The sequence below is a fragment of the Jutongia huaianensis genome (assembly GCF_014384985.1).
Classification (GTDB): Bacteria; Bacillota; Clostridia; order Lachnospirales; family Lachnospiraceae; genus Jutongia; species Jutongia huaianensis.
This window is the reverse complement of sequence record NZ_JACRSX010000007.1, coordinates 82,299-108,271: the sequence shown is the minus strand read 5'-3', so window position 1 is coordinate 108,271 and position 25,973 is coordinate 82,299. Positions and strand designations below refer to the sequence as shown.

General features: G+C 45.5%; 22 protein-coding genes and 1 tRNA gene. All 23 read left to right on the top strand.

Translation table 11 applies throughout. The annotated features are described in order from the left end of the window. Window positions 1-10: 10 nt before the first annotated feature. The 23 genes from H8704_RS07510 to H8704_RS07400 all read left to right on the top strand — a co-directional run bounded on the left by H8704_RS07510 (window position 11) and on the right by H8704_RS07400 (window position 25,972). Complete coding sequence (locus H8704_RS07510; RefSeq protein WP_249297850.1) at window positions 11-988, top strand: substrate-binding domain-containing protein; 978 nt, start codon at window positions 11-13, stop codon at window positions 986-988. A 240-nt stretch (window positions 989-1,228) separates the two neighbouring features. Continuing rightward, a complete protein-coding gene (locus H8704_RS07505; RefSeq protein ID WP_249297849.1) occupies window positions 1,229-4,057 on the top strand; it encodes a cellulase family glycosylhydrolase in 2,829 nt (942 codons plus the stop codon). 304 nt (window positions 4,058-4,361) lie between these two features. Beyond that, window positions 4,362-6,500: a methyl-accepting chemotaxis protein gene (locus H8704_RS07500; RefSeq protein WP_249297848.1), complete on the top strand. Its 2,139-nt coding sequence runs from the start codon at window positions 4,362-4,364 to the stop codon at window positions 6,498-6,500. A 108-nt stretch (window positions 6,501-6,608) separates the two neighbouring features. After that, window positions 6,609-6,681, top strand: a tRNA-Thr gene (locus tag H8704_RS07495). 387 nt (window positions 6,682-7,068) lie between these two features. Further along, window positions 7,069-8,391, top strand: coding sequence for an electron transport complex subunit RsxC (gene rsxC / locus H8704_RS07490; RefSeq protein ID WP_022463608.1), 1,323 nt, complete (start codon window positions 7,069-7,071; stop codon window positions 8,389-8,391). 13 nt (window positions 8,392-8,404) lie between these two features. Then, window positions 8,405-9,397 carry an RnfABCDGE type electron transport complex subunit D gene (locus tag H8704_RS07485; protein WP_178658997.1) on the top strand — a complete coding sequence of 331 codons (993 nt, stop codon included), beginning with the start codon at window positions 8,405-8,407 and terminating at the stop codon, window positions 9,395-9,397. Beyond that, a complete protein-coding gene (locus H8704_RS07480; RefSeq protein WP_022463606.1) occupies window positions 9,387-10,052 on the top strand; it encodes an RnfABCDGE type electron transport complex subunit G in 666 nt (221 codons plus the stop codon). Before H8704_RS07485 ends, H8704_RS07480 begins: the two co-directional genes overlap by 11 nt. A 12-nt stretch (window positions 10,053-10,064) precedes the next feature. After that, window positions 10,065-10,895 carry an electron transport complex subunit RsxE gene (gene rsxE / locus H8704_RS07475; protein WP_249297847.1) on the top strand — a complete coding sequence of 277 codons (831 nt, stop codon included), beginning with the start codon at window positions 10,065-10,067 and terminating at the stop codon, window positions 10,893-10,895. Beyond that, window positions 10,895-11,494: an electron transport complex protein RnfA gene (locus tag H8704_RS07470; RefSeq protein ID WP_022463604.1), complete on the top strand. Its 600-nt coding sequence runs from the start codon at window positions 10,895-10,897 to the stop codon at window positions 11,492-11,494. Before rsxE ends, H8704_RS07470 begins: the two co-directional genes overlap by 1 nt. Before the next feature lie 15 nt (window positions 11,495-11,509). Next, window positions 11,510-12,304, top strand: coding sequence for an RnfABCDGE type electron transport complex subunit B (locus tag H8704_RS07465; protein WP_022463603.1), 795 nt, complete (start codon window positions 11,510-11,512; stop codon window positions 12,302-12,304). A 229-nt stretch (window positions 12,305-12,533) separates the two neighbouring features. After that, window positions 12,534-13,508, top strand: a complete 975-nt coding sequence (locus H8704_RS07460) for an aldolase catalytic domain-containing protein (RefSeq protein ID WP_022463602.1) — start codon at window positions 12,534-12,536, stop codon at window positions 13,506-13,508. 78 nt (window positions 13,509-13,586) lie between these two features. After that, the gene (locus H8704_RS07455) at window positions 13,587-14,663 is read left to right on the top strand and encodes an HD-GYP domain-containing protein (RefSeq protein WP_118677244.1); all 1,077 of its coding nucleotides are present in this window, start codon (window positions 13,587-13,589) and stop codon (window positions 14,661-14,663) included. Between the two features lie 42 nt (window positions 14,664-14,705). Further along, window positions 14,706-16,793 carry an aminopeptidase gene (locus tag H8704_RS07450; RefSeq protein ID WP_249297846.1) on the top strand — a complete coding sequence of 696 codons (2,088 nt, stop codon included), beginning with the start codon at window positions 14,706-14,708 and terminating at the stop codon, window positions 16,791-16,793. 130 nt (window positions 16,794-16,923) lie between these two features. Further along, window positions 16,924-18,501, top strand: coding sequence for a sensor domain-containing diguanylate cyclase (locus H8704_RS07445; RefSeq protein ID WP_249297845.1), 1,578 nt, complete (start codon window positions 16,924-16,926; stop codon window positions 18,499-18,501). Between the two features lie 3 nt (window positions 18,502-18,504). Next, window positions 18,505-19,350: an NYN domain-containing protein gene (locus tag H8704_RS07440; protein ID WP_022463598.1), complete on the top strand. Its 846-nt coding sequence runs from the start codon at window positions 18,505-18,507 to the stop codon at window positions 19,348-19,350. A 64-nt stretch (window positions 19,351-19,414) separates the two neighbouring features. Continuing rightward, entirely contained in the window at window positions 19,415-21,112 is a 1,698-nt protein-coding gene (locus H8704_RS07435) for a hypothetical protein (RefSeq protein ID WP_249297844.1), read from the top strand. Further along, window positions 21,105-21,605, top strand: coding sequence for a TPM domain-containing protein (locus H8704_RS07430; RefSeq protein WP_249297843.1), 501 nt, complete (start codon window positions 21,105-21,107; stop codon window positions 21,603-21,605). Before H8704_RS07435 ends, H8704_RS07430 begins: the two co-directional genes overlap by 8 nt. Window positions 21,606-21,665: 60 nt before the next feature. Then, on the top strand, window positions 21,666-21,941 hold the full coding sequence (locus H8704_RS07425) for a hypothetical protein (protein WP_249297842.1): 276 nt from the start codon (window positions 21,666-21,668) through the stop codon (window positions 21,939-21,941). Beyond that, window positions 21,895-22,098 (top strand): hypothetical protein, encoded by a 204-nt coding sequence (locus H8704_RS07420; protein ID WP_249297841.1) that lies wholly within the window; start codon window positions 21,895-21,897, stop codon window positions 22,096-22,098. The genes H8704_RS07425 and H8704_RS07420 overlap by 47 nt, the downstream gene beginning before the upstream one ends. A gap of 41 nt (window positions 22,099-22,139) precedes the next feature. Next, window positions 22,140-22,838 carry a DUF3795 domain-containing protein gene (locus H8704_RS07415; RefSeq protein ID WP_249297840.1) on the top strand — a complete coding sequence of 233 codons (699 nt, stop codon included), beginning with the start codon at window positions 22,140-22,142 and terminating at the stop codon, window positions 22,836-22,838. Window positions 22,839-22,868: 30 nt separating this feature from the next. After that, the gene (locus tag H8704_RS07410; RefSeq protein ID WP_249297839.1) at window positions 22,869-24,188 is read left to right on the top strand and encodes a M18 family aminopeptidase; all 1,320 of its coding nucleotides are present in this window, start codon (window positions 22,869-22,871) and stop codon (window positions 24,186-24,188) included. A gap of 53 nt (window positions 24,189-24,241) precedes the next feature. Continuing rightward, window positions 24,242-25,273: an acyltransferase gene (locus tag H8704_RS07405; protein WP_182439747.1), complete on the top strand. Its 1,032-nt coding sequence runs from the start codon at window positions 24,242-24,244 to the stop codon at window positions 25,271-25,273. 24 nt (window positions 25,274-25,297) lie between these two features. After that, entirely contained in the window at window positions 25,298-25,972 is a 675-nt protein-coding gene (locus H8704_RS07400; RefSeq protein WP_249297838.1) for a DNA alkylation repair protein, read from the top strand. Window position 25,973 lies beyond the last annotated feature (1 nt).

Genomic DNA, 25,973 nt, shown 5'->3' with positions numbered 1-25,973 from the left:
GGTGACAGTTGTGAAAAAGAAAGCATCATTAATCATATGTTTGTTGACATTGTGCTGTCTGCTGGCAGCAGGATGTTCCAAATCTTCCGGCAAAGGGAAATCCTCTGGTGGAAAGATAAATATTATGCTGACGGTTTCAGACGGATCGGATACTTTCCGTGCAAATCTGGCAGACGCAGCCGGGAAAGCAGCAGAGGAGAAGGGGATAACGCTGGAGGTAAAGGATGCCAAGGGCTCCTCTGAGACCCAGATGAACCAGATCAAAGAGGCAAAGGATGCCGATGTCATCATCTGTGCCTTGTGCGATGCAGGAACAGCCCAGCAGATGGAGGCTCTTGCAGGGGACAAGCCGATTGTGTTTATCAACAGTGCTCCGGAGGAGGAATATCTTCAGAAGGATCAGTATGTTTATGTGGGATCGGATGAGGCAGTTGCAGGAGAACTGCAGGCCAAATATGTGTTGGATCAGTATGCTTCTAAGGACACCCTGAATATCGCTATTTTCAAGGGGGAAAGCACCCATTCGGCAACGAAGGGACGTACCAGGGCGAATAAGGCTGCCCTGGAGGCTTCCGGCAAAACCATCAATTATGTTTATGAGGATTATGCAGACTGGTCCACGGATACGGCAGCCAAAATGTTCCGTCAGTTTTTGCGGACAGGACAGGATGTGGACGCCGTCATTTGTAACAACGATTCCATGGCGGTTGGTGTGGTACAGGCGGCAGAACAGGAGAAGCTGGATCTGTCCAAGCTCCCGGTGCTGGGCGTTGATGCAACGGCAGACGGTCTTGACCTCATCAAAAAGGGGAAAATGGCATGTACCATCTTCCAGCCGGCAAAGGGGCAGGGAGAGGAAGCTGTTCTGGCGGCGCAGAAGCTGGCAGCAGGAGAAAGTATTACCTCTCTGTCTGGTGCGGAGAAGAACGGACTTTATGTATGGGTTCCGTTTGAGCAGGTGACATCAGATAATGTTACGCAATATTAGTAAAGTTGAATAATCGTATTTGAAAATATAATAATTGTATTAGAAATAGAGGAGTTTAGTAATTATTTTTGTAACATGTTGAATTTTTACTACAAATCTCCTCTATTTTTAATGGTGAGAATTACTAACAAAGTGTTTGAAAAATATAAAAAATTTGTGTATAATTAAATGTGCATATTCAAATGCAAATGATTCTTTGGGAGAGAGGATCAAATAATTAACTCAAAAGGAGGAAAAACATTGAAGAAAAAAAATCTAAAAGGAATTCTTGCAGCATGTATGAGTTTTTCGATGGTAGTCAGCAGCTTTAGTGCCGGTTCGTTTGACGTTACAAGCGTAAAAGCAGCTGATGGCAAGACGGTTTTAACGGATGTGTTGACACCGGATAACATTACACTGAGAGAAACCTGGAATGACAAGTCTAATATTGGTAAGGACCGTACGGTGACGATCAAAGGCACCGGCACAGTGATGACAGTAAAGGATAACGGATCTATGCGTACGGAGCTGTCTTCACAGGATCTGGCCAACAAGGAGATGGGTGTTGGTATTAACCTTGGTAATACGATGGAGGCTGTTATGCCGTTAGAGAAGACAGAAACGGGAAACAAGACCAAGTATGACAAGGACGTGACATCGAAGGATTGTGAGACTGTCTGGAAACAGCCGATCACGACACAGGCTTATATCGATAAAGTACATTCTTATGGTATCAATACACTGCGTATTCCGGTTGCATGGTCCAATGCAGATATTGATGATGGTACTTATACGATTAAAGATGAGTACCTTGGACGTGTGGAAGAGATTGTCAACTATGCTTTGAACAATGGTATGTATGTCGTTATCAACGATCACTGGGACAATCAGTGGTGGGGACAGTTTGGTGCCTGCAAGTATCGGGAAATCGTAGATGAGGACGGTGATCAGGTTAAGGAATATGTGACAGAAAAGAATGCAGATGGCGAGGATGTTCCTGTCCCGGATGAAGAGCTGCGTGCAAAAGCATGGGCAAGATATGAGGCATACTGGACACAGATCGCAGAGCGTTTTAAAGGATACTCTGACCACCTGATCTTTGAGGGTGCAAACGAGGAGCTCGGTGATCGTCTGATTGATGCAATCGGTAAGAGTGGCTATGCGGTTGGAAATGATTCTACAGAGCAGGCTCTTGCCGGTTATATGACAGAGGATGAGCTGTATGAGACGGTTAATAAGATCAACCAGAAGTTTGTTGATATTATCCGTAACAGCGGTGGCAACAACAAAAACAGACATCTTCTGATCCCTGGTTACAATACCGATATCACCAAAACAGTTGATAAAGTACAGAAGGTCAAAGATGAAAACGGTGTTACCAAAGAGGTTGGTAATCGTTATGTAATGCCGACAGATATTGAGGAGAACGGCACATCTAAGCTGTTCCTTTCTGTTCATTATTATACTCCATGGGATTTCTGTGGTGATGGTGGTACAGGTACATATACTGTGGCAGATCAGGAAAATACCGCAAAATATTTCCAGACTCTTAAGAAGTTTACAGATCAGGGATATGGTATCATTATCGGTGAATGTGGTATCTGTAATCCGGCAGGTGTTGAGTCAAGTGTAACCCAGTGGCTGCATGATACATTTACAGAAGCGCAGAAGATCAGTGCTGTTCCGGTTCTGTGGGATACAGGTGCATATTTCGAGCGTGGCTCAGAAGCAGACGGAGTGGCACCGGCAATGTATTATAAAGATATTGCCGATTTCTACAATACCATCAATGGAACTAAAGGTGATGCCAGCATGACAAGCATTTCAGGAGGAAAGCCGGATCCAAACGAGTCTAAGGACAATCATAAGATTGGTGCATATATCGATCAGGATCTGTGGAATACCACCGGAATCCATGCATATCTGTACTATCAGACATCAAACTGGGATTATCGTAACAACTACCTGCCATTCTCAAAAGCAGGAAAGAATAAAAGCTATGAATATATTGTGGCATCCGGCAAGGAGGCTGCAGACTCAACGAAGGTAACAGATGTTCTTCTGACGAAGGATGGAGAGTATACTGTTTCTCTGGAAGGAGCTGCTTTAAGCGGTGTGAAGTATCAGATGCTCGGATTGGCAATGGATCTGCTGGTGGAGAAATATCCGGGAGTAAAAATTACCAATACAACGATCACAGTAGATGGAGAAAATGTAATGAAGTCTCCAAATAATCCAAATCCGGATCCGATCGATCTGTATCATAAGGCAGATGACAGATATTATACTTTCGTGGCAATCAATACATGGGATGGTGATAAGGATGATGAAACAAAATATCCTATGGCAGCCAGAAATAACAGAGGTAAACTGAAGATGCCAAAAAAGAGCATCAGCATGACCTTTACAGTAACCGGTCTGGATCAGGCATTAAAGGATATTGCAGACAAGACCTATGTTAATCCTCAGACAGACAAGACAATCCAGCAGGAAGAGGCAGAGGAAGCAGCGCGTAAGGCAGAGGAAGCGCGTAAAGCCGCAGAAGAAGCAGCACGCAAGGCAGCCGAGGAGGCAGCTCGTAAAGCAGCAGAAGCTGCTGCAAAGGTTCCTTCTTCCTCAAGCATTACAACACCGGCCGCTGTTAAGAAGGTTGGTCTGAAGGTAAATAAGACATTTACGGCAGGTAATTATAAGTATAAAGTAACAAAGAGAGCAACAACTGCAAGCCAGGGGGCTGTATCAGTTGTAGGTCTTACGAAGAAGGGCGTAAAGGCAAAGAAGCTTTCCGTTGCATCTTCTGTTAAGAATAAGAAGATCAAGTATCGGGTTACAGGAATCGGAGCGAAAGCATTTAAGGGAGCGAAAGCAACTTCTGTAACGTTGAATAAAAATATCAACAAAATTCCTTCTGCAGCATTTGCAAATTGTAAGAAACTGAAGACCCTGACCGTTCCGGCAAAACTTAAGAAGGTGTCCAAGGGCGCTTTCAAGGGATGCAAGAAGAAGATCAAGGTAAAGGGTGCATCTGCGAAGGTTCGTAAGGCAAATGTAAAACTCTTGAAGAAGAGCGGATACAAAAAATTTAAATAATAACACGGTTAACGTGTAAAGCAAGAGTCACCACCGGTTTGGGTGGTGGCTTTTGCTTTTTAGTGTATAGGAAAATGCTCGTAGCGTAGAGGGAAGCCAACGAGAATTGCGAAGCAATTCTTGGAGGGCAAAACGCTGGTTTTGCCCTTTTTTTGGATAAATGTATATAATATAATTTGCGTTAATAGGAATAAAGTGATATGCTTTAAATGATAAGCACTTATTAACGTTATACCAATCTGCCAGACGAGGGAAAGGCCGCAGCCTGACAGTGATGGAGAAACCACCGGATAGGAGGGTGTGTATGAAAATATTGAAAAAATTGAAAAAGAAACTGAAAAACGGATCCAGGGGAAGTCTTGCCAGAAAGACCTCGTATGCTATTGGTAATGTGGTGATTATGTGTATGCTGGTAATGGTTGTGATCAGTGCATCTATGAGTGGAGTATTTCTGAGTAGCAGTATCAGGGGTGAATTCGAAGAAATTGCGAAAAATAATGGTCTGACTGTTCAAAAGGTGATTGATACTGCATCCAATGCCGCATCCGGTATGCAGACTTTTATTGAGTCGGAATATGATGATTACGCAAAGAATGGCTATTCCGGAGAGACGGATCAGAGTGTGTTGTACAAGGTGAAACTTCAGCTCATGAATAAGGAGATTGAAAATTACGTTCTGAATACGGCATGGTCTACTGTGGCAGACAGCGATGATATTTTCGGTATCGGAGTTTTCTTTGAGCAGGGGGCCTTTGACCCTGCTGTAAAGGATTATTCCTTATATATCAACGAGAATGACGCCAAGGCAAAGACTTGTCGTAGTTACGGAGCATATGCGGATTACAGTAATAATGATTATTACAAAAAAGCGATAGAGACTAAGAAAGCATATTTTACCAATCCGTATACGGACAATGGCGTAAAAATGATCACTGCAAGCTATCCGATCATTTATAATGACAAGGTGCAGGGAGTAATCGTTGTTGATATCAATATTAATAACTTCTCCCGGCTGGAGTGCGATACGGACAAGTATCCGTCTATGTATGTAGATATCTTTACCGATGACAGTACCTTTGTTTATGACAGTGAGGATGAAGATGCTTATTATGGCAAGAAGCTTACCGAGATCCTGGATACAAAGCAGTATGTAAAGATTCAAAAAGGAATTGATACCGGTAAGAGTTTTAATGTAAACACCAGAAGAGACAACGGTTCCTATGTATCCCGGTTCTATACTCCGATCACGGCGGGGGAACAGACCTGGTGGGCTGTGAGTGTATTAAATCGTAGTGACCTGAACAAAAATACCGTGAAGCTTGTGGTGATCATGGTGATTATTTCGATTATTTCGATCCTTGTAATTGTCACGATGGCCAGCAAGCAGCTCTTTAAGCACATTAAGCCGATTGAAAAGGTAGTGGATGCTTCCCGGCAGCTTTGTAGCGGTGATTTTAATATTGAGATCCGGGCTGAGTCGGAGGATGAGATCGGAAAGCTTTCTGAGGCGTTTTCTGATGCGGCAGGGACCCTGAGGGGCATTATCCACGACTTGCAGGATGTGCTGCAGCAGATGGCAGACAATGACTTTGCGATTGCACCGGCCGTAGAATATCCGGGGGACTTTGAGAGCATTAAGCAGTCTCTGCTTGCAGTAGTCAGCGATCTTTCCAATACCCTGTCAGAGATCAATATTGTATCGGAGCAGGTGGCAGCCAATGCGGAGAACATCTCTGAGGGAGCGCAGTCATTGACGGAGGGAGCGACGGACCAGGCAAGCTCTGTTGAGGAGCTTCAGGCTACAATCTCCAATGTATCCGAAGAGGTCGGACAGAATGCGGAGCATGCCAGGAAAGCCAATGAAATGGCACAGAATGTTGGTGACGAGATTACCAATACCAACACAAGCATGCAGCAGGTGGTTGAGGCTATGGAGGTTATCAATAACACTTCTATGCAGATCAATTCCATTATCAGCAGTATTGATGATATCGCAAGCCAGACAAATCTTCTGGCGTTAAATGCCTCTATCGAGGCAGCCCGTGCAGGTGAGGCCGGAAAGGGCTTCGCTGTTGTTGCTACCCAGGTAGGAGAGCTGGCAACCCAGAGTGCGGAGGCAGCGAGAAATTCTACCGAACTGATCGCCAATACGATCCGGGCAGTGGAACAGGGAAAGACGCTGGTAGATGAGGCGGCCGGCAAGCTGGTGACAGCAGCCGGAAGGACAAACGATCTGGTAGAAAATATCGGAAAGATCACAGAGGCATCCGAAAATCAGGCAGATGCATTAAGTCAGCTTTTACTGGCAGCAGACCAGATCGCAGCCGTTGTTCAGGAAAATACGGCTATGGCAGAGGAAAGCTCTGCAAGCAGTGAGGAGCTGGCGGCTCAGGCAGCTAAGCTGAAAGAGCTGATCGGGGTATTTAACCTGTATCAGGTCTGATAAGGAAAAGGAATCAGACGGATTTTGCAGGATAAAAAATAGATATATATAAAATAAAAAACTGCTTGCATTTTCGTAAAAAATATTATATAATATCGCATGTTGACTGCTGATATGGCTCAGTCGGTAGAGCGTCGCCTTGGTAAGGCGGAGGTCACGGGTTCGATTCCCGTTATCAGCTTAAACATGCAGAGTGCTGTACATTATGTATGGCACTTTTTTAGTGTATAGGAAAATGCTCGCAGCGTAGAGGGAAGCCAACGAGAATTGCGCAGCAATTCTTGGAGGGCAAAACGCTGGTTTTGCCTTTTTTATGCAGTGGAAAAGGAGTGCAAAGAAGAATGGTCATTGATAGAGATTATCAATGGAAAAAAATAGGATTTTTTGGTAAAAACATACGAAAACTCCGTGAAAATGTTGACTTTTGTCATACGAATGATACAATAAGGAGTGAATTGTTGTGGCTGAATTCAGTCCCAAAAGAATAGATTGTAATAGGCATATGTGAGGGAAATGATAAATGATATCAACAGGCACGACAAAATAAATCAAAGAAAGGGGAACCGGAATGAGTAACGCAACATTTCGTGGGGGTGTACATCCTTACGAGGGAAAAGAGCTGTCTAAAGATCTGCCGATCAAACAGGTAAATCTGCCGGGAGAATATGTATTTCCTATGGCACAGCACATCGGTGCGCCTGCGACTCCTATTGTGGAGAAGGGCGACAAGGTACTGGTTGGACAAAAGATTGGCGAAGCCAGTGGCTTTATTTCTGCCAATATCTGCAGTTCAGTTTCAGGAACTGTTAAGGCGGTAGAGCCGAGAATGCTTCTAAATGGTTCCAAAGCAACATGTGTCGTTATTGAGAACGACGAGGAGTACAAAGGAATTGAAGGGCTTGGAGAGGAACGGGATTATACGAAGCTGTCCAAAGACGAGATCCGTGACATTGTCAAGGAGGCGGGTGTCGTAGGTATGGGTGGTGCGGGATTCCCGACCAATGTAAAGCTTGCACCAAAGGAGCCGGATAAGATTGATTACATTCTGGTAAATGGTGCAGAGTGTGAGCCGTATCTGACATCCGATTATCGTCAGATGCTTGAGTATACAGACCAGATCGTAGGTGGTCTGAAGGTTATGCTGAAGCTTTTCGATAATGCAAAGGGTGTCATCTGTATCGAGGACAATAAGCCGGATGCTATTGCCAAGATGCAGGAGGCTGTAAAGAATGAGGATCGTATGGAGGTACTGCCGTTAAAGACGAAGTATCCTCAGGGTGGTGAGCGTACACTGATCTATGCAGCGACAGGCCGCAAGATCTATTCAGCGAAGCTGCCGGCAGATGCCGGATGTATCGTAGATAATGTTTCGACGGTCATTGCGATCTACCGCGCCGTATGCAGGCAGACACCTCTGATCCAGGGTGTTCTCACACTGACAGGTGATGCATTCAATACACCGGTCAATGTGGAGGTGCGCTTAGGCTGCAATCACGCAGATCTTGTTCCGGAGGGAGACGGCTTTAAGACAGAGCCGGTCAAGATCATTTCCGGTGGTCCGATGATGGGATTTGCATTCTTTGATCTGAATGTTCCTGTCACCAAGACATCATCGTCTATTCTGGCATTGACAAAGGATGAGGTGGCAGAATATGAGCCAACCCCATGTATCCGCTGCGGACGATGTGTGGAGGCATGTCCGGGCAACTTGATGCCACAGATGATGGCACAGGCAGCAATGCATAATGATTACGATACTTTTGTGAAGTTAAACGGTATGGAGTGTTATGAGTGTGGAAGCTGTACCTTTGTATGTCCGGCAAAACGTCCTCTGACACAGACCTTTAAGCAGGCACGCCAGTATGTGGCAGCCCAGAGAAGAAAGAAATAGGAGGTGTAGCATCGTGAGTAATTTATTGAATATTTCATCATCACCACATGTTCGAAGCAAGACCTCTACAAAATCCATCATGTATGATGTGCTTCTTGCTCTGGCACCGGCGGCTCTGTTCGGAATTTTCAATTTCGGTATCCGTGCTCTGGTACTGATCGTGGTATGTATGGCGTCATGTGTTCTTTCCGAGTACATATGGCAGAAGGCAATGGGACTTCCTCTGACAGTCAGTGATGGAAGTGCTGCTCTGACAGGACTTTTCCTGGCATTAAACTTAAGTTCCAAGTTCCCGATCTGGATGGCGATCATTGGTAGTGTATTTGCCATTATCATCGTCAAGCAGCTTTTTGGCGGGCTGGGACAGAACTTTATGAACCCTGCACTTGGTGCAAGATGTTTCCTGATGATCTCCTTCGCAGGACAGATGACTTCCTTTGCCTATGATAAGGCAGTAGGACTCAAATACCTGTCAGGCAAGCAGTTAGATGCCATCAGTGGAGCAACTCCTCTGGCAATGATCAAGGATGGCTCTATGAATCTGGACTGGGCCCAGGTATTAAAAATGTTTCTGGGAACTACAGGCGGCACCATTGGTGAGACCTCTGCACTCTGTCTTCTGATCGGTGCAGCATATCTTCTGATCCGTAAGGTGATCAGCTGGCGTATTCCGGTATGCTATCTGGCAACCTTCGCTGTATTTTATCTGATCTTTGGCGGACACGGTTTCAACCTGATGTATCTGGCAGCAGAGTTCTGTGGTGGCGGACTGATGCTCGGTGCATTCTTTATGGCGACCGATTATGTAACCAGCCCGATCACACCGAAGGGACAGATCGTGTTTGGTATTCTGTTAGGTGTTCTGACCGGTATCTTCCGTATCTTCGGAGCATCTGCAGAAGGTGTATCCTATGCGATCATTATCAGTAACCTGATGGTGCCATTGATCGAGAAGGTGACAATTCCTGTTCCGTTTGGAAAGGAGGGCATCAAGGATGGCAAATAAAGAAGAAAAAAAGAAATCAGAAAATACTCTGATCCATGATACCATTGCACTGACACTGATCACACTGATCGCGGGAATTCTTCTGGGCGGCGTTTATACCGTGACGAAGAAGCCGATCGAGCAGCAGAATGAGAAGACAAAGGCAGAGGCATATGCAGCTGTTTTTGAAGGTGCAGATTTTGTAGATGACAAGGGCATTGATGATGCACTTGCAAAGTATAATGAGAAGCTGGCAAACGGCGAGGTAAAGGCAGACGCGATGGGAGAGACCCTGAGCGACGTGGAGATCTCTGAGGTTATGAAGGCTCAGAAGGACGGTGCCGATGCCGGTTATGTAGTAACCTGCTCCGGTAAAGGTTATGGCGGCGCAGTTACTCTGGCACTTGGTGTAGACAAGGATGGCAATATCGTAGGTATCCGTGTGACAGACTGCTCCAATGAAACACCCGGTCTGGGACAGAACAGTTCCACATCATGGAATGAGCAGTATGTAGGTATGGCAAAGGGTGACAGCGGACTTTCCGTAGTAAAGGATGGTTCCGGCAGCACCGATAACGGTACCGTCAATGCTATCAGTGGTGCTACCATTACCAGCCGTGCTGTCACAAGAGCAGTCAACGGTGCATTAGACTTTATCGCATCATTATCAGAATAGGAGGAATGGATTATGAATTCTTGTACGGAACGTTTAAAGAACGGCATTATCACCGAGAATCCTACCTTCGTGATGATGCTCGGTATGTGTCCGACCCTGGCGGTTACGTCATCTGCTATCAATGGTCTTGGCATGGGTCTGACCACAACGGCAGTACTCATCCTGTCCAATGTATTCATCTCTCTGCTTAGAAAGGTGATTCCGGATAAGGTAAGAATCCCTGCATTTATCGTTATTGTAGCAACCTTTGTTACATTGATACAGCTTTTGCTGCAGGCGTATCTGCCATCATTAAATAAAGCATTGGGAGTTTATATCCCACTGATCGTTGTAAACTGTATCATCCTTGGCCGTGCAGAGGCATATGCATCCAAGAACCCGTTACTTCCTTCCGCATTTGATGGTCTTGGTATGGGACTTGGATTTACCTTTGGTCTGACCTGTATCGGTATCTGCCGCGAGATTCTCGGTGCCGGTGCTATTTTCGGTCATCAGTTTATTCCGGATGATTATCACATTACATTCTTTGTACTGGCTCCGGGTGCATTTCTGGTGCTGTCCTTCCTGACAGCGATCCAGAACAAGCTGAAAATGCCATCTGCTACCAATGTGGACAATGCAGACAGCAATATCGCCTGTGGCGGCAATTGCGCATCCTGTGTAGGAAACTGCAGTGTTGCAAACAAAGGACTTGTGGAAGCTGAGAGAGCGGCAGAGAAAGCAGCTGCTGCAAAGGCAAAAGCAGAGGCCGCGGCAAAAGCGAAGGCCGCAAAAGAAGCAAAGGCAAAAGCGGAGGCTGAGGCCAAAGCGAAAGAAGCCGCTTCTGACGGGAAGGAGGATTGATGGCAGTGGGCGAATTATTTGTGATCATAATATCATCAATGCTGGTCAGCAACGTCGTATTAAGCCAGTTCCTTGGTATCTGTCCATTTCTCGGCGTATCCAAAAAGGTGGAGACAGCCGTGGGCATGGGAGCCGCTGTTACATTTGTAATTACGATTGCATCAGCAATAACATATCCGATTTATTATTTTATATTAGAGCCAACCGGTCTTGCATATCTGGAGACGATCGCATTTATCCTGATCATTGCAGCACTGGTTCAGTTTATTGAGATGGTTCTCAAGAAATTTATGCCGGCACTTCATGCATCCCTTGGTGTGTATCTTCCACTGATCACTACCAACTGTGCTGTGCTTGGTGTTGCATTAAACAATGTTACAGATTACGCCGGTGAGAGCTTTGGGATTGGTTTCCTTTACAGTGTGGTAAGAGGTCTGTTTACCGCTCTTGGATTCCTGGTTGCTATCACGATCATGGCAAGCATCCGTGAGCGCAATGAGCATAATGATGTGCCGAAGTCATTTCAGGGTACACCGATCGTTCTTGTTACAGCAAGTCTGATGGCGATTGCATTCTGCGGTTTCGCAGGTCTGGTATAGAAAGGAGGAGACGAAATGGTAACTGGTATTATACATGCAGCGATTTTAGTTGGAGTTATCGGTATTCTGATTGGTCTTCTTCTGGGATTTGCGGGAATTAAGCTGGCAGTGCCGGTAGACGAGAAGGAGATCGAGGTCCGGGAGTTCCTTCCGGGCAATAACTGTGGTGGCTGTGGTTATGCAGGCTGTGACGCCCTTGCAAAGGCGATCGCAGCAGGAGAAGCTCCGGTAAATGCCTGCCCGGTGGGCGGCGCAGCAGTCGCTGAGAAGATCGGAGCCGTTATGGGTGTCGATGCCGGTGAGGCAGTAAAAATGGTAGCCTTTGTAAAATGTAACGGTACCTGCGATAAAGCAGGGCTCAAGGCAAATTATTACGGTATCTCTGACTGTAAGAGAGCCGCAGCGATTCCAGGACGCGGCGACAAGGCATGCTCCTTTGGATGTATGGGATTTGGTTCCTGTGTGGCAGCGTGTCAGTTCGATGCGATCCATGTAGTAAATGGTGTTGCTGTGGTTGATAAAGAGAAATGTGTAGCTTGCGGTAAATGTGCCGAGGAGTGTCCAAATCATCTGATCGAGATGGTTCCGTACGACGCTTCCTACGGAGTGGCATGTTCTAATCAGGACAAGGGACCGAAGGTTATGGCAGTCTGTGACACAGGATGTATTGGCTGCGGACTCTGCGCAAGACAATGTGAGTCCGGTGCTGTGACAGTAGAGAACAATGTGGCACATATTGATCAGAGCAAATGTACCGGCTGTGGTAAGTGTGCTGAGAAGTGTCCGAAGAAGATCATTCTGGCACATTAACAGGTCAAATGTCATTCCGTGGGGTGTGGATACACCGGACCGGATGGAGTGATTCATACAAAATGCTGTGGTTGTCTGGCAAATGCCGGATAACCACAGCATTTTTCTTTTTCGTGTATAGGCAAAATAAACTTTTTAATTCCCATCAAGTTAAAGGGATTGTAAAAGATGCCAATATTATGTATAATATATCGTGGAAACAAAGAATTCAAAACGGAGGAAAGAAGTTATGGCACAAAAGGGAGATTTATTATCTTTTCGTCCGGACATTAAGGTTCTGGATGCAACAATTCGAGATGGTGGACTGGTAAATGATTTTTATTTTTCAGATGAGTTTATTAAGGCTCTGTATAAGGTCAATGTGAAGGCCGGAGTAGATTATATGGAGTTTGGTTATAGAGCAGACAAGGACATGTTTGATGTGGACAAGTTTGGCAAATGGAAATTTTGTGATGATGATGACATTCGTGCCATTGTCGGGGACAACGATACCGATCTGAAGATTTCCATTATGGCAGATGTGGGAAGATGTAATTATAAACAGGATATCCATCCGAAGGATGAGAGCCCGGTTGATCTGGTGCGTGTAGCCACTTATGTTAATACCATGCCGGCAGCGATCGACATGATCGAGGATGCACACCGCAAGGGATATGAGACCACATGTAACATTATGGCGATCTCCAATGCCAAGGAGTCTGATATTTTGGGTGCACTGGATATGCTTGGAAAGAGTCCGGTCGATGGCATTTATATTGTAGACAGCTATGGTTCTCTGTTCCCGGAGCAGATCCGCAATATCAGCGAGCAGTATCTGGAGATTGGTGAGAAGTATGGCAAGTACATAGGAATGCATGCGCATAACAACCAGCAGCTTGCCTTTGCCAATACCATCGAGGCATTGACTAATGGCGTTTCTTATCTGGATGCTACCATGAAGGGGATGGGAAGGGGTGCCGGTAATTGTGCCATGGAGCTTCTCCTTGGTTTTTTGAAGAATCCGAAATATCAGCTCTTCCCTGTACTGCAGTTTGTTGAGAAATATATGGTTCCACTGGAAGAACAGGGGGCGATATGGGGATATGATATTCCTTACATGATCACAGGTCATTTGAATCAGCATCCGCGGACAGCGATCGCGGCGACAAAGGAGCAGAGAAAAGATTACTCCAGCTTCTACATGGAAGTCGTTGACAAGGATTGATGATGGAAACGGTGCCCGCAATACCGGACGAAATATTCCGGTAAAGCGGGTTTATTTTTAAAAAGGTGGTGAAATGAGATGCAGATGATGGATAAGGCGAGACTTTGTCCGGGGATGATCCTGGGACAGGACGTGTATAACTTTGCCAACCAGATCGTTGTAAAAAAAGGAACGGTGTTAGATGAAAGAACCATCACAAAGCTGCATCGTTTCGAAATACCACAGTTTATGATCGAGGAGGAGGTTTTAAGTGTCCAGGAGGCTAATTCCTATCATCGGTCATCTTATTCCGAACGGATTCAGAATAGTCCGGAGTTTCAGAAATTTCAGGAAAATTATGATACTGAGATTCTGAGATTTCAAAATATGCTCAGTTGTGTCATTGAGAAGAATCAAAAGATTGATTGCGAGGCATTATATAGACAGGTGGTTATGCTGCTGAAGGATACGGGCAACTCCATCAATGCGTTTGATATGGTGCAGAATCTAAGACATTATGATGATAGTACATATGCGCATTCCATGAATGTGGGACTTTTGTGCAATGTGTTTGCAGACTGGCTGGGATTTGATGAGGAAGAAAAAAAGATTTTGACAGTGGCGGGAATCCTTCACGATATAGGGAAGACCAGAGTGCCTCTGGAAATCATTCAGAAGCCGGCGAGACTCAGTGAAGAGGAATATCAGATCATTAAAAAGCATACGGAGTATGGATTTGCAATTCTGACAGAAAATAAGCTGGATTATCATATCCGTTATACGGCACTTCAGCATCATGAAAGAAATGATGGCAGCGGATATCCTCTGGGACTGGTGGATCATCATATTGATGAGTATGCCAAGATCGTCTCAATTGTGGACGTATATGATGCCATGACATCTCCGCGGGTATACCGTGGACCGACATGTCCGTTTGACGTGATACAGATTTTTGAGGAGGAAGGCTTTCAAAAATATGACAGCCGTTATATATTGATATTTTTACGCAGAATTGCTGAGTCTTATCTCAGTGAAAAGATAAAGCTTTCCGATGGCAGGACAGGAAAGCTGATCTATGTAAATGCACATGCATTATCCAGACCTGTTGTTATGGTGGATGGAGAAGCTATTGATCTGCGAAAAGAAAAGGATCTGAAAATCATGGAGATCATGTAGCTCACAGACACCAAATGAAGACATAATAAAGTGAGGAGTCATATGAACATCATTTATCCGAAAGCAGAGGAAGAAAAAAGCCGTTATCATGAGAGATATGAACTGGCGGCAGAACGTGTACGGGGGATTAAATGGGAGACAAACGGAGGCGGGTGTGTTGTCCCGGAGCAGATGAGGGATTATTTTGCAAAGGTGTCCTCTTATCTGGTACAAATGATGGACACATATGAAGCAGTTGATACAGGGAGCTTTTACGAGCTGTCGCTGGAAGAGCTGCAGCAGCGGAACCGGGAATTGTATCAGGATATTCTTCCGGAGAATTATGATACAAGTTATGCGAACCCTGCGTATGCGGCAGAAAAGCTGGGAAACGAGTTTGGCAGATATCTCTGTGCCTTATATGGGGAGTTGCGGGAAATTCTGGTATATGTTTTTGAAAAAAGACTTTTTTTTCTGGTCACCGGACTGGAGCTTTTTATTGAAATATACGATCTGATGGAGGATGAGAACTGTGAACCCCATGAGGTTCGTAATGCGATTTATTATTATGTATCCGATTATGCAGATATGACGATTGCGGACCGGATAGAGATGATGCTGGATCCGGAGCATTGCTTTGCCAGATCGTTGATTGAGACGGCGGATCTGGATGATCTGAGATATTTGTATTATTTTGGAGAATATATTGGTGACAATGAGATTGGAACGGCGTGTCATCTGGGGGAGATGGAGGAAGCCCGGATTGAGGAGATGGCATCCACATATACGGAAGGATATCGGAACGGATTTGCACTTTACCGGATCGATCTGTCCTGCAAAAAAACTGTAAATATCCGGTATCGTCTGGGCTTTGAACGGATGATCCGTGCGGCAGTCAGACAGTTTCGCCGGATGGGACTGGAGACGACGATGTACCGGGCAGTGGGGAATCTGATCTATCGTAATGGCAGGGGCATCAAGGTAGGATATAGCTCCGGGGGAGCCAATCCGCAATATGATTACGACCACCGTTTTGATGAGGCATTGATCTTTGGTAAAGCTCTGGCAGACCGGAAGCTGGCACAGCAGAGATGCGCTTATGAGGAGTACCGGGAGCAGGCAGCGGCATTTGCGGGTCCGGCCGTAATCGAGGTGTTTGGAGAGGATCCGTTTGTTCCTGTGGCCAAAAAGGAGTCGGCAGCTTACACGGAGAAGCAGAGAAAGCAGAAGTTAGAATACCAGTCGGCAGCCTCTCTTTTGTCCAATGAGTTTATTCCGGGGGATCAGGTCAGTTTTACGATCATTGCTTATCCGGTTCCGGAGATTGGCAGGGATTATGGAGAGATATTTGATGAAACAGTGCGGGTCAATACACTGGACAGTACACAGTATGGTGTGATCCAGCAGAAATTGATCGATGCCCTGGATCAGGGAGAGTATGTGACGGTGACAGGCCGTGGTGATAATCGTACCAGCCTGACGGTAGCACTTCATCCGCTGGAGGATCCGGAGCATCAGACGGACTTTGAAAACTGTCTGGCAGATGTAAATATTCCGCTGGGAGAGGTGTTTACTTCCCCGAAGCTGGAGGGCACCCACGGAACCCTTCATGTGACAGAAGTATATCTGAATGAACTGAAATATGAAAATTTAACGCTGGAGATCAAGGATGGTACAGTAACTGATTATATCTGTACCAATTTTGGGACAGAACAGGAAAATAAAGCATATATTGAGGAAAATCTGTTATTCCAGCATCCGACGCTCCCAATGGGAGAGTTTGCCATTGGTACAAACACCACGGCATATGCTATGGGGCAGAAGTATGGTATATCCCATCTGTTGCCGATTCTGATCGCAGAAAAGACGGGACCTCATTTTGCTTTTGGGGATACCTGTTTTTCTCATGAGGAGGAGCTTGTGACATATAATCCGGATGGCAAACAGATGATGGCAAAAGAAAATCGTTTTTCTGAAATGCGTCATACAGAGCCGTCTAAAGCGTATTTTAACTGTCATACAGATGTGACGATCCCATATCATGAATTGGGAGATATTATTGTTCACTGCAGGGATGGCAGAGAGATTGTGTTAATTCAGAAAGGAAGGTTTGTACTGGAAGGTACGGAGGAATTAAACCGGGTTTTATAGAGATATTATCTTACGGTTGCGAATTTGTGATATACTGGATATAAAAGAAGGTTAAGCACGAAAGAATGGAGAAAGTATGAAATCAATTCAAACAAAATTTACAGTCCTGATGATATCAGGTCTATTGACAATGTCGCTATTGCTTGGCGGCACATGTCTGGTGTATGCGGGATATGAGTGGAAAGAAAATCTGAAAACGACACTTAATACCGTATGTGAGGAGCAGACTCTGCGTATGGATAATCAGCTGGACACCATTAAGCAGTCTGCCACGATCATCTATAATTACGCCCAAAGCCGTCTGCCTTCGGTGAAGGAGCTGCAGGATGATGAGTTTCTCGAAAAGTATACGGACAAGGTAAGTGCTCTGGCAGAGAATGTTGCCGGTCACACGGATGGCACATTGGGGGTATACTTTCATTATGATCCGGAGCTGATAGATCCAAAGACAGGATTTTTCTGGTCGCGCAACGGATTGAAGGGAACACTGCAGGAGACTTCTGTCACGGATCTGTCAAAATATACAGAAAAAGATGAGGATAAGATATGCTGGTATTATCAGCCTGCAAAAGCAGGAAAGCCGACATGGACACGTACTTATTATAATGAGACCGTTGGCGTGGAAATGATATCCTATGGCATTCCGTTTTATAAGGGGGATATTCTGGTAGGTGTTATGGGCATTGATGTTGATTTTTCTTATCTGGTGGATCTGGCACAGGAGGGAGCCATCTATGAGAATGGACGGGGCAATCTTGTGGATCTGGAGCAGCGTCTCGTCTATTTCAGAAGACCGGGGGATGATGAGTGCACGATCCGCACCATTGATATCTCAGATCATTTTTACAATACCCTGAAACAGGCAGATTCCAATAAAGGAAAGCTTCTTCCTTTTTCCTATCAGGGAGCAAAATCCCATATGACATATCAGACATTAAACAATGGAATGAAATATGTGCTTCTGGCTCCGGTTGCGGAGACAAACCGGCCGAGAAATCATCTGCTGATCGCAATTTTGCTGGTAACCGGCGGCATTCTGGCAGGTTATTTGATCTTTACAACCTATATGACGAAAAAAATAGTACAACCTTTAAAGGAGCTGGATCATGCAGCCAGAGAGATTGCGGATGGTAATATGGATGTTAATATTGAATGTAATACCAATGATGAAGTAAAGACTTTGACAGACAGTATACAGCAGATGGCACAGAATCTGAAGTCCTATGTGAAGGAGATCAATGGTCTTGTGTACCGGGATGGTCTTACCGGTGTAAAAAATAAAATGTATTATTTCGAATATATTAAATCCCTTGCGGAAGAGCATGAAAAGAAACCATATGCGGTTGTGGTATTCTCAGTACTGGGGCTTGCAAAGGTGAACAAGAATCACGGAAGAAACTATGGAGATGCCGTAGTGATGGCTGCCTGCCGTGGAATCTGCAAAGAGTTTTCCCATAGTCCGATCTTTCGGATTAGCGGAGATGAGTTTATTGCCGTTCTCAAGGGAAGCGATTATATGAAGCTTGATGAGCTGTTGCAGCAGTTTGAGGAGCATATGAAAGACAAAACCCTGGAGGAATCACCGGACATTCCTGTAGAGATCGTATATGGTGTGGCGAGGTCCGATGAGGGAGATGAGGAGTATGATAAGGTATTCAGCAGAGCAGATCAGGAAATGTTCAAAAAGAAAAAAATGAAAGGAATATAAAGGATGCAGAAACAGGATAAGATCGCAGTACTGATCGACGGGGAGAATATTTCCCGCAAATACATCAAGTTGATATTAGATGAAGTCATAGAATTTGGTACGCCCACGTATAAAAGAGTATATGCTGATTTTTCGGAGGGGAGTGCTTCGGCATGGAAGGATGAGCTGCGTAAATACGCATTAACACCAATCTTTCAGATCAACTATACCAAAAACAAAAATGCCTCGGATTCAGCAATGATCATTGATGCCATGGACATTTTGTATACCGGCAATGTTACGGGCTTTTGTCTGGTAACGTCGGACAGTGATTTTACAAAGCTTGCCAATCGTCTCAGGGAGGCCGGAATGCTGGTGATCGGCATGGGAGAAAAAAAGACACCGATCTCTCTGGTATCCGCCTGTGAGACCTTCAAGTATCTGGACCTGTTATATAAGGCAGAGGATGAAAATAAAAAACAACAGAAAAAGAAGCCGGCAGGAGGCGGCAACAGCCAGTCCGGCAAGAAACAAAAGAAGGAATCCAAAAAGGAAGCTGTACCGGTTTATTCTTATGATGACAGCTTCTATGATTTTTATGATGACCGTTCCGAAGAGAGCTTCCTGACGAAGGAGGAGCTCGGGGATGAGATTGCTAATATCATTGATCTGAAGTCAGATGAGGATGGATGGATCAACCAGTCTGAGATCGGAATCCAGTTATCCAAAAGAATTCCGGGCTTTGATCCGAGAAACTATGGTTATTCCAAACTTGGTAAGCTGATCCGGAGCTTTGATTTTCTGGAGATTGATGCAGTTCCAAGTCCGAAAAATTCCAAACTCAGCATTGTATATGTACGAATTAAATGATGCACGGGTTAAAAGCAGATCGCAATGAAGGAGTATCAGGAAATTCATTAAAAGGAGGTAAGGTATGTACGAATGTCCCAATTGTGGTGGAAATCTGCGATATGATATTCCATCGAAAATGATGGCATGTGCCAGCTGTGATTCCAAGTTTGATCCCTATGAAGTGTCAGACAAAAACGGAGCGCAGGAGCAGGAAGAATACGAAGTAACCGTATTCCGATGTCCGCAGTGTGGCGGAGAAATTTACAGTACGGACAATACTGCAGCAGGTTTTTGTACCTTCTGTGGTTCGTCAGCGGTGCTGGAGAGCCGCCTGCAGAAGGAACACAGACCAAAGTATATCATTCCGTTTGGTCAGACGAAGGAGCAGTGCAAGAAAGCCTATATGAAAATGATGGGAAAGGCAGTATTTGCCCCGAAGGAGTTGAAAAGTGAGAAGCATATCAATGAGTTCCGGGGAATTTATATGCCGTACTGGATCTATGATGTGCAGCAGGGTGGCCCTGATATACAGTTGAGCGGAACAACGGAGATGCGCAAAGGAGATTACATAATCACCAGTCATTATAATCTGGATATGAACCTGGAAGCAGATTATAATGGCATTGCATATGACGCATCCTCTTCCTTTTCCGATAACATCAGTGGATGCCTTGCACCCTTTGACACAAAAGCGATGAAGGAGTTTACACCGGCGTATCTCAGTGGTTTTTATGCGGACAGTGCGGATGTGGATACCTCTCTTTACGTACAGGAGGCAGAGGAATTTGCGCTGGGAGAAACAGAGAAATTTATTGAGCAGTATCCAAATCTGCGGAAGTATTCTCTTGAGGAACGGGGAAGGACGCTTGAGAGAAAACTTCATTCGAAGGTGGATCAGGTAAACGGTGCTATGTTTCCGGTGTGGTTTATGGCATACAAAAATAACGATCGTGTGGCATACGCTACAGTAAACGGTCAGACAGGAAAAGTAGTTGCTGATCTTCCGGTGGATGTACCCAAGTACTTAGGAACGTCTGCGATTCTGACGATCCCGATCTTCCTGCTGCTAAACCGTTTTTTTACTGTGATACCGGGAATTCTTCTGGGAATCGTTGCACTGATCGCCGCAGTGTTGTCCTTTATCTATTATGAGCAGATTGATGATATTGCGGTAAAGGAGGGCAAGGAGGACGATAAGGGAGCCATTGCAGTAAAGAGGCGGAAACAGCGGGAAAGCCACAAAAAGGCACCGGGAGGAGAAGAGCTTCCGCCGAAATCGGATGCACAGCTTGCGGCCACTGTAGAGGCAGAAAAGAAAAAAGATGGTGTAAAGGCGGTAGTTACGACAGGAAACAGCAGTGTTGTGGAGCTGGAAGATAACCGCTTGGTGATACGGATCGTTGATATCGTTCTTATGGTATTTCTTGTCGTAGGAGGACTGCTTACAGGTGGTGTATTGGAGCAGTATTTTACGAGAATTACCGTGGGACTTTCTGCGGTGGCGATCATTATATTCTGGTTCAGAGCGTGGTTCCGGATGGATGATATTGAGGCAAGAAAAGGACGAGGGATGGGGCTGACATGGATTTTGTTACCGACGATCCTTTCCGTTGCAGTGGCATTGATCAATCCGGTCAGTGATATATATTATTACAGCTGTGCTGGTATCCTGCTGATCACCATGTTGATTGCGCTTGTGGATCTGATCCGGTGTTATAACCTGTTTGCAACCCGGCCATTGCCACAGTTTCATTATAAGGGAGGTGATGACCGTGCATAATAAGACATCGTTATTCCGGAATGCCATAAGGCTCTTTTGTGTGGGTCTGCTGGCGGTATTTTGTCTGTTGCCTGTGTTCTCACCTGTAATGGCAGAGGATATATTAGAACGACCGGATGGAACGGTTTATACCGATGAAACGACAGGGTATAAGGTTGAGATCCATGATGATGCTTCTCTGCTGGAGGATAGTCAGCTGCATGCACTGGCGAAGGAGATGAAGGGGCTGACTCAATACGGATCGGCGGGATTTTTTACGACAGATATCGAGTATCGGTCTACTTCGGCACTGGCACATGATCTTTATGACAAATATCTGTGGAAACAGAGCAGTGCAGAGGAAAGCGGCACACTTTTTTTGATCGACATGGCGCAGCGTAAAATTTACATTTACAGTAATGGTGTGATCTATAAGACCATTACCAATGCCTATGCCAATACCATTACCGATAAGGTTTACAAATATGCGTCCGATCGCGACTATTACCGTTGAGCAAAAGAAGTTTATAACGCGGAGGTTACTCTGCTGGAGGGCAGAAAGATTGCCCAGCCTATGAAGTATGCGAGTAATATCTTTCTGGCAGCAGCTCTGGCTGTTTTGATCAATTATCTGCTGGTGAAATTATTCTCCAGAGCCAAGAGTCCGTCCGAGGCGGAGCTGCTGGCATCGATTGCGACAACCCAGCGGATCAATCAGTTGAATGTACAGTTTGTAAGAAATACGAAAACATACAGTCCGCGAAGCTCTTCCAGTTCCGGCGGAGGAGGCGGAGGCAGAAGCAGTGGAGGAGGCGGAAGCTCCGGAGGGGGCGGAGGCCACAGCTTCTAACAATCAGATGACCTTTACGAAAGCATGCAGCAGGAATCGCAGATCAGAACAACTGCAGTTGCTTGTGGATCACGGACAGACCGGTTCGTTTTATATGCCGGTCTGTTTTTGTGCGCAGATATTTTATGCCATATTGACGCAGAGGCGTAGAATGTGATAAATTTGATATAACTATGAGAGAAAGTAAGGGTGTTTGGAATGTACAAAGGAATGGATTCTTACTGCGGTCTTAGCTGCGAGGAATGTGAATATCGGGAAGAGTTTCATTGCGGGGGATGTGTTGCAACCGGCGGCAATCCTTTTTACGGACCATGTGAGCTGGCGGCCTGTGCTCGCAAAAAGAAAGTGGACTTTTGTGGAGAATGTAAGGATTTCTGCTGTGAAATGCTTCACCGCTATTCGTATGATGACCAGGAAGGGGATGACCCGAAGGGGGAAAGGATCGAACGGTGCCGCCAGATGAAGGAATATCTGGTACAGCGTGCCAAGGCGGGAACAGATCCCATTGCAAGATGTGGACAGCATTGTACCTACTGTCTGCAGAGTCAGTGGTGTGGCGGATGCCGGAGTGATTATGCCTGCTGTTCCTTCGGAACCCTATTTCCGGATGGGCAGTGTGAGAATGTGATCTGCTCCAAACAACGGGGGCTGGAGGGATGCTACCAGTGTTTTGATCTGCCGGCATGCAGCAAGGGCTATTACAATATACAGACGGAATATATTGCCAAGGTTTCGGCCATATTTATCCAGAGGTACGGAAAAGCCTGTTTTGAGGAAACCTTAAAGAAAGCTATGGACGATGGTGTTGCCTATCCGAAGGGATTTAACCAGGCGGGAAGCCTGCGGGCGGCCATGGATCTGATGGAGCATTACCGGATGCAGGATGATCTGTTTTGATCTTAATGAGAAAATGACGGAGGAACGGATATGCAGGATATAGATCAGAAAATATCTCAGGAAATGATGGAGTTTATTCAGGCGCACCCAAGCTGTTATCATGTGGCAGACGGGCTGGCACAGATGTTGGAGATAAATGGCTTTGTGCGCCTATATGAAAATGAAAGATGGGAGCTACAGGCGGGCAGGGATTACTATGTGATGAGAAACGGCTCCTCTTTGATCGGTTTTCGGATTCCGGAGGGAGCTGCCGGGAATTTCCAGATTGCCGCAAGCCACAGTGATTCTCCGAGCTTTAAGATTAAGGAACATCCGGAAATGAAGGTGGCAGGCCACTATATTGAACTGAACGTAGAAAAGTATGGAGGCATGCTTTGTGCGCCATGGTTTGACAGACCTCTTTCGATCGCCGGCAGGGTGATGGTGCGGACAGATCAGGGCCTTGAAACAAGAACGATCAATTTTGACCGGGATCTTGTGATGCTTCCCAATCTGGCGATCCATATGGACCGCAGCTTAAATGATGGATATACTTACAACGCCCAGAAGGATATGATCCCGATCTGGGGAGATGAAAAGGCGGAGGGAACCTTTCTGGCAATGGCAGCAGAGCAGGCAGGAGTGGAAGAAAAGGATCTGATTTCAACGGATCTGTTTTTGTATAATCGGATGCCGGGGACGATCTGGGGAGCTCATGGAGAGTATATATCCAGCCCGCATCTGGATGATGTACAGTGTGCCTATGCTTCGATCCGGGCTTTAGTGGAAGGCGGTCACAGGGACAGCATCAGCGTATGCAGCGTGTTTGATAATGAGGAGGTAGGAAGCGCTACAAAGCAGGGGGCAGCTTCCGGCTTCTTAAAGGATACACTGGCCCGGATCGCAGATTGCCTCGGAAAGGATGCAGAGGATTTCCGGATGATGCTTTCCGAGAGCTTTATGATCTCTGCGGACAACGCACATGCCGCACATCCGAACCATCTGGACAAGGCAGATCCAACGAACCGTCCATATATGAATGAGGGCATTGTGATCAAGTATAATGCCAATCAGAGGTACACCACAGATGCAGTTTCTGCCGCTGTATTTCAGGAAATCTGCCGGAGAGCAGATGTGCCGGTGCAAAGCTATGTGAATCGTTCAGATGTGCCGGGAGGTTCTACTCTTGGCAATATTGCAAGTCATCAGGTATCCATCAATATGGTGGACATCGGTCTGGCCCAGCTTGCAATGCATTCCCCTTATGAGACGGCGGGAGTTAAGGACACGTCTTATCTGATCCGTGCCCTTCGAGAGTTCTATAGTACGAAAATCTCCCGGTATGGAGACGGAAAATATCAACTGCTGTAGCAGAAAGAAAGGTCTTCATTTTGGTATTTTATTTCAGATGAGAGGAGATGTTTGTGGTGAGCCGCGAGAGGAATTATAATATCGAATTATTGCGGGTCATTTCCTGTATCTTAGTGGTATGTATCCATGTGTCCAATGTATACAGCAGGGCATATGGAGAGGTTTCCTATGGGACATATTTATTTTCGCTTTTTACCAACTGCTTCAGTCGTGTTGCGGTTCCTGTCTTTTTTATGATTAGCGGATACCTTTTGCTGGAGGAAAATGTCAGTATTCGCAAAAGTATACACCGGGTGATCCATACTCTTGTGGTTCTAGTGTTCTGGAGTGTACTGTATTATATCTGGAATATCATATTCTGGGATGACAGGTATGATTTTGCGACTCTTTTTGAGGAACCGGTCAAAAAGCATTTATGGTTTTTGTATGCAATCCTTGGAATGTATATTGCGCTCCCGTTTTTCCAGCTATTATTTAAAAAAATGAACCGTCGCCTGACGGAATATTTTGTCATGCTTTGGATCTTTTTTCTGACATTATATTATGTACTGGCACTGGCGGATATGGAGTTTACATATACCGTTCCAATGGTAGGCAATTCCAGTTATCTTGGTTATTTTGTGATGGGATATATTATACGATATTTTTCAAAGGATTATCGTCTGGGAAGTAAGATCTGTTTTGGCATTGCTTTTGCGGCAGGGATGATAAATATCGGGTTGACATGGTGGGGGACATGGGTGTCCGGTAGTCATGAAGAAATCTTTTTCCAGTATCGGAACCCTCTGATCGCCATATGTTCACTGGGAATTTTTGGCGGGATCATAGAGCAGGGAGTGATTCGTTTTACGGAAGCACAGAAGGCGTTAATGCAGATGATTTCAAGACATTCCTTTACTATTTATCTGTCACATATTATTTTTCTGGATATTGTGAAGGAAGAAATGGAACCGTTAGATGTGCCGGGATGGATTGGGATTCCGTTTTATACGCTTGGAATCTTTCTGGTAACCTTTGCGTTTGCGGTGGCAGCAGATAATGCGTGGAAGCATCTGCGGCAGTACCTGCCTAAGGCGATCGTGTAGAGTGTACATTTTAGAGGAAGAGATATGACTTCATTACAGAAACGATTATTTGAATTACAGGATACAAAATACCGGGATTTTCACAGTAAACTGATTCCGAATATTGATAAGGAACGTGTCATTGGAATACGGACTCCCATGCTGCGCCAGTTTGCAAAGGAGTTTGGAAAAAAAACGGAGGCAGAAGACTTTTTGGTGGAGCTGCCGCACTATTATTATGAGGAAAATAATCTTCATATGATGTTGCTCACCCAGGTGAAGGATTTTCAAAGATGTCTGGAGCAGATCGAGGGCTTTCTGCCATATATTGATAACTGGGCTACATGTGATCTGCCGCTTCCGAAATGTTTTGCTAAGCATAAAGAGGAGCTGCTGGGGCATATCCGGATCTGGATCGCCTCCGGTGAGACTTATACGATCCGTTATGGGATGGGCGTTTTGATGAGATTGTATCTGGATGAGGATTTCCGGCCGGAATATCCGGAATGGGTGGCCGGAGTAGTCTCAGATGAATATTATGTCAATATGATGATCGCGTGGTATCTGGCGACGGCTCTTGCCAGGCAGTGGGATACAGTGATCCCTTATCTGGAGGAGCGCAGGCTGTCACCCTGGTTACATCGCAAAACCATTCAGAAGGCAGTGGAAAGCTATCGGATCACGCCGGAGCAGAAGGTGTATCTGAGAAAACTGAGATAAC